This is a genomic window from Streptomyces corynorhini (genome assembly GCF_003346515.1).
GTDB classification, from domain to species: Bacteria; Actinomycetota; Actinomycetes; order Streptomycetales; family Streptomycetaceae; genus Streptomyces; species Streptomyces corynorhini.
In genome coordinates this window covers 1-4,822 of record NZ_QQNA01000113.1, presented here as the reverse complement: position 1 = coordinate 4,822, position 4,822 = coordinate 1, and the positions used below count along the sequence as shown (strand labels likewise).

General features: G+C 68.2%; 1 protein-coding gene. It reads left to right on the top strand.

Features of this window, described 5'->3' with window-relative positions; all coding sequences use genetic code 11:
- Nucleotides 1–4,822 (top strand): type I polyketide synthase (locus tag DVH02_RS15685; protein WP_114624442.1); only part of this gene is annotated, 4,822 nt, incomplete at both ends.

The following is a 4,822-nucleotide window of genomic DNA, read 5'->3' as shown; positions in this document are numbered from 1 at the left end:
CTATGCGGCGGCGAATGCGTTCCTGGATGCTTTTGCCGGGGTGCGGCGTTCGGCTGGTCTGCCGGCTGTTGCGCTGGCGTGGGGTCCCTGGGCTCCGGGTGCGGGGATGACGGCGGAGTTGAGTGAGGCGGATCTGCGGCGTATGGCGCGTGGTGGTATGCGTCCGTTGGCTCCTGAGACGGGTCTGGCGTTGCTGGATGCCGCTCTTGCTCGTGGGTCTGCGACGGAGCGTGCGTCGGTGCTTCCCGTCGATCTCGACCTGGCTGGTCTTCGTGGGCGAGGCTCCGAAGAGGTTCCCGCGCTGCTGCGTGTGCTGGTGCGCGGACGGGCCCGTCGGAAGGCGGACGTGGGTGTTGGGGGCACTCGGCAGGATCTGCGAGCGCGGCTTGCCGCTGCTGTGGCCGCCGACCAGGACCGGATCGTCGGGGACCTGGTCCAAGGCGCCGCGGCCGGTGTGCTCGGCTACGCGTCCGGTGCCGACATCGAGGCGGAGCAGCCGTTCAAGGCTCTCGGTTTCGACTCGCTGACCTCGGTGGAACTGCGCAACCGAGTGAACGCGGCCACAGGTCTGCACCTGCCCGCGACGCTCGTCTTCGACTACCCGACGCCGTCTGCGCTCGCACGTCATCTCCTGACCGAGCTGGTCGGTGGAGAGGAGCTTGCGGCTACGGGTCTTCCGCTGGTGCCGTCGGTCATAGGCGAGGATCCGATCGTCATCGTCGGTATGGCGTGCCGGTTCCCTGGTGGTGTGGGTTCGCCGGAGGATCTGTGGCGTCTGGTCAGTGAGGGTGGGGACGCGATCGGCGGCTTCCCGACTGATCGTGGTTGGGACCTGGAGGGTCTTTACGACCCCGAGCCTGGTCGGGTGGGGCACAGCTACGTGCGGCAGGGCGGGTTCCTGTATGACGCGGCTGAGTTCGATTCGGGGTTGTTCGGGATTTCGCCGCGTGAGGCGCTTGCGATGGATCCGCAGCAGCGTCTGTTGCTGGAGACGTCCTGGGAGGTCCTGGAGCGCGCGGGTATCGACCCGGCCGCGCTGCGCGGCAGCCGTACCGGCGTCTTCGCCGGCGCCATGCCCCAGGACTACGGCAGCGCGATGCGGGCTGGTGAGCATGACTCGGACGGGTATCTGCTGACGGGGTCGACAGGCAGTGTGGTGTCGGGGCGTATCGCGTATACGTTCGGGTTCGAGGGGCCTGCGGTGACGGTGGACACGGCGTGTTCTTCGTCGCTTGTCGCGCTGCATCTGGCGGCTCAGGCGTTGCGTTCGGGTGAGTGTGATGTGGCGCTTGCCGGTGGTGTGACGGTGATGTCGGGTCCGGAGATGTTCGTGGAGTTTTCGCGGCAGCGGGGGCTTGCGACGGATGGTCGGTGCAAGGCGTTCGGGGATGGCGCGGATGGTACGGCGTGGGCCGAGGGTGTGGGCCTGCTCGTGGTGGAGCGGCTCTCGGACGCACGGCGTCATGGCCACGAAGTGCTCGCCGTGGTGGCGGGATCCGCCGTCAACCAAGATGGTGCGTCGAACGGTCTGACGGCTCCGAATGGTCCTTCGCAGCAGCGGGTGATCCGGCAGGCGCTGGCGGGTGCGGGTCTGTCGCCTGCGGATGTGGACGCGGTCGAGGCGCACGGTACGGGTACCCCGTTGGGTGACCCGATCGAGGCGCAGGCGCTCCTGGCGACCTACGGGCAGGACCGTGAGCGTCCGCTGTGGCTCGGGTCGTTGAAGTCGAACGTCGGTCACGCGCAGGCTGCTGCCGGTGTGGGTGGTGTGATCAAGATGGTGATGGGGATGCGCCACGGCGTGCTGCCCCGGACCCTGCACGCCGATGAGCCGTCCTCGCACGTGGACTGGTCGGCGGGCGATGTGCGTCTGTTGGCGGAGAACACGCCGTGGGAGCAGACGTCGCTCGACCGCCCCCGTCGTGCGGGTGTGTCGTCGTTCGGTATCAGCGGGACCAACGCCCACGTGATCCTTGAGCAGGCCCCGGTGGATGAGCCCGTGGTGGTGTCGGCCGAGGCTCCGTTGGGTGAGGGCACGGCGGCTGCGGGTGCTGGTGTGGGTGTGGTGCCGTGGGTGCTGTCGGCTGCTGGGGACGGGTTGGCTGCGCAGGCCGGTCGGTTGGCTGAGTTTGTTGCGGGTCGTCCCGAGCTTGGTGCGGGTGAGGTGGCTCTGTCTCTGGCCACGACGCGGGCTGTGCTTGATGACCGGGCTGTTGTTCTGGCGGCGGGCCGGGATGAGCTGCTGGAGGGGCTGAGGGCGCTTGCCGAGGGGCGGGATGCTTCGGGTGTGGTCCGGAACACGGTGCAGAGCGGTGGTCGGCTCGCCGTACTGTTCGCCGGTCAGGGCGCGCAGCGTGTGGGCATGGGGCGTGAGTTGTATGCGACGTATCCGGTCTTCACGGAAGCCTTCGACGCGGTCGACGCGGAGCTTGCGTTCTCTCTGAAGAGTGTTGTCTTCGATGAGGACGCGGATGCCGACCGGTTGAATCGGACCGAGTTCGCGCAGCCCGCGCTGTTCGCACTGGAAGTGGCTCTGTTCCGGCTGCTGGAGTCGTGGGGTGTGCGTCCGGATGTGCTGGCGGGTCACTCCATTGGTGAGATCGCTGCCGCGCATGTGGCGGGGGTGTGGTCGCTGTCGGATGCGTGCCGTCTGGTGGTGGCGCGTGGTCGGTTGATGCAGGCGCTGCCCGAGGGTGGTGCGATGGTCGCGCTCCAGGCCGGTGAGGACGAGGTACGGCCTCTCCTGGACGACCTGGTCGGAATCGCGGCGGTCAACGGTGCCGAGGCGGTCGTTGTCGCGGGTGCCGAGGACGCCGTCGAGAGGATCGCCGCCCACTTCCGCGGCCTCGACCGGCGGACCACCCGGCTGCGGGTCAGCCACGCCTTCCACTCCCCGCTCATGGAACCGATGCTGGCCGAGTTCCGGAAGGTCGCGGAGGGGCTGGTCTACGAGCAGCCGAAGCTGCCGCTGGTCTCCACCGTCACGGGTGCGGTCGTCGCGTCGGACGAGCTGACCGATCCCGACTACTGGGTGCGCCACGTCCGGCAGACGGTGCGTTTCGCCGACGCCGTGCGCGCTCTTGCCGAGCAGGGTGTGACGCGGTTCGTGGAAGCCGGCCCTGACGGCACACTTACCTCCTTGGCCCAGGCGTGCCTGGACGAAGACGGTACTTCGCTGCTGGTGCCGTCCCTGCGTAAGGACAGGTCGGAGGCTGTCTCGGTACTGAGCGCGATGGCGGGCCTGTTCACTTCCGGTACCGACTTCGACTGGCGGACCGTCCTGCCCTCCGCAGACGGTGCTCGTCCCATCGAGCTGCCGACGTACGCCTTCCAGCGGCGCCGCTTCTGGCCGGGCGTCTCCTCGCGGCACACCGGCGACCTCGGTGGTGTCGGTCTCGGGGCGGCGGGCCATCCGCTGTTGGGTGCGGCGGTGGAGCTGGCCGGTGGGGATGGTGTGGTGCTGACGGGTCGTCTGTCGGCGGGCAGTGTGGGGTGGCTGGCGGATCATGTCGTCGGTGGTGCGGTGGTGTTCCCGGGGACGGGTCTGTTGGAGCTGGGGTTGCGTGCGGGCGAGGAGGTGGGCTGCGACCGGGTGGAGGACCTGACGGTCGTGGCGCCTTTGGTGGTGCCCGACCAGGGCCGTGTGCGGGTTCAGGTGCGGGTCGGTGCTGAAGACGAGACAGGCCGCCGGTCACTGGAGATCCATTCGCGTCCGGACGACACGATTGACGCGGCGTGGACGCTGCACGCGGCGGGCGCACTGACCGCTCGGGCAGAGGCTCTGCCTGCTGATGGGTTTGATTTTGGGGTGTGGCCGCCTCGGGGTGCGGTGGCGGAGTCGGTGGAGGGGGTGTATGAGCGGTTTGCGGGGTTGGGGTTGTCGTATGGTCCGGTGTTCCGTGGGTTGCGGGGTGTGTGGCGCCGTGGTGGTGAGGTGTTTGCTGAGGTAGCTCTGCCCGAGGGTGTGTCGGGTGGTGGGTTTGGGGTGCATCCGGCTTTGTTGGATGCGGCGTTGCATGGGGTGATGTTTACGTCGGTGTTTGGTGAGGGGGGTGTGCGGTTGCCGTTTGGGTGGTCGGGTGTGTCGTTGTGGGGTTCGGGTGCGGGTGTGTTGCGGGTTCGGTTGATGGTGTTGGGTGAGGGTGTGGTGGGGTTGGAGGTTGCGGATGGTTCGGGTGGTGCGGTGGCGTCGGTGGAGTCGTTGACGTTGCGTGAGGTGTCGGGTGGTTTGGGTGCGGTGGGTGGTGCGGGTGGTGTGGAGCATCTTTACCGGACGGATTGGGTGAGGCTTGCCGCTGGTGCTGCCGCGGGTGCTGGTGCTGGTGCTGGTGGGGATGCGGTCGCGGGTGTGGAGGGTTCGGTTTTGGCTGGGGTGTTGCCGGGGGTTGGTGAGGTGGTGTCTGGTGATGTGCTGGTTCGGGTGGAGCGTGGTGCGGGTGGTGTGGTGGATGAGGTGCATTCTGTGACGGGGTGTGTGGTGGGTTTGTTGCGGGATTGGTTGGTGGAGGAGCGGTTCGCGGGGTCTCGTCTGGTGGTTGTGACGCGGGATGCTGTGGCGGTGGATGGTTCGGTGGCTGATCCGGTGCTGGGTGCGGTGTGGGGTCTGGTGCGGGCGGCGCGTGCGGAGAACCCTGAGCGGTTCGGGCTGCTTGATGTCGACGACGCGGCGGAGTCCTGGTCCGCCGTGAGCGGCGCCCTGAGCACGGGCGAACCTGAACTCGCCGTACGCGGTGGTGCGGTCTCCGTGCCTCGCCTGGCTCGTGCATCCGACAGTGCGGCTCTGCCGGTTCCGGTGGGTGTGTCGTCGTGGCGGTTGGACATT